The organism is Streptomyces katrae (assembly GCF_000966975.1).
GTDB lineage: Bacteria > Actinomycetota > Actinomycetes > Streptomycetales > Streptomycetaceae > Streptomyces > Streptomyces katrae.
Genome location: NZ_JZWV01000390.1, coordinates 1 through 571, shown reverse-complemented (window position 1 = coordinate 571; position 571 = coordinate 1). Strand labels below are relative to the sequence as shown.

Genomic DNA, 571 nt, shown 5'->3' with positions numbered 1-571 from the left:
CTCTCGGTCCGCGCATCGACTTCCGCTTCGCCACCGACGTCCTCGACCCGTCCACCGACTTCCCTGAGAACGCCTTCGAGTACGTCGTACTGGCCCATTGCTCCTGGTACTTCGCCTCGTTCGGACAGCTGCGGGACACACTGGCCCGGGTGCGGCCCTGGGCGAGGCGGCTGTGCTTCGCCGAGTGGGATCTGACACCGTCGTCAGACGACCAGCTGGCCCACCTCCTCGCCGTGCTGATCCAGGGGCAGGCCGAGGCGGCGGGATCGCACGGTCCGGGCAACGTCCGAACGCCCTTCTCCCGTGAGGAGCTGCTGCGGCTCCTGCCCCGGGCAGGCTGGACGGCCGACGGCAGCAGGCCGGTTGACACCGAAGGACTGCAGGACGGCGACTGGGAGATCGAGGCCTGCCTCGACCTGGTCGGCACGCGGGAGCGCCTGGCGGCGCTCCCCGAACCGGTCCGAACGCTCGTCCTGAGCCAGGCCGATGTCCTGCGGGCCACTGCCGCACCGCGCGGCAACCGCGCACTCGCCGCGTACGCGGTCACCGCCCGCTGACACGGCGACACCGT

At 71.3% G+C, this 571-nt stretch carries 1 protein-coding gene; it reads left to right on the top strand.

Annotated elements, in window-relative coordinates; translation table 11 throughout:
• A partial coding sequence (locus VR44_RS15185) for a hypothetical protein (RefSeq protein WP_045948015.1) occupies nucleotides 1–557 on the top strand: 557 nt, incomplete at its 5' end.
• Nucleotides 558–571 lie beyond the last annotated feature (14 nt).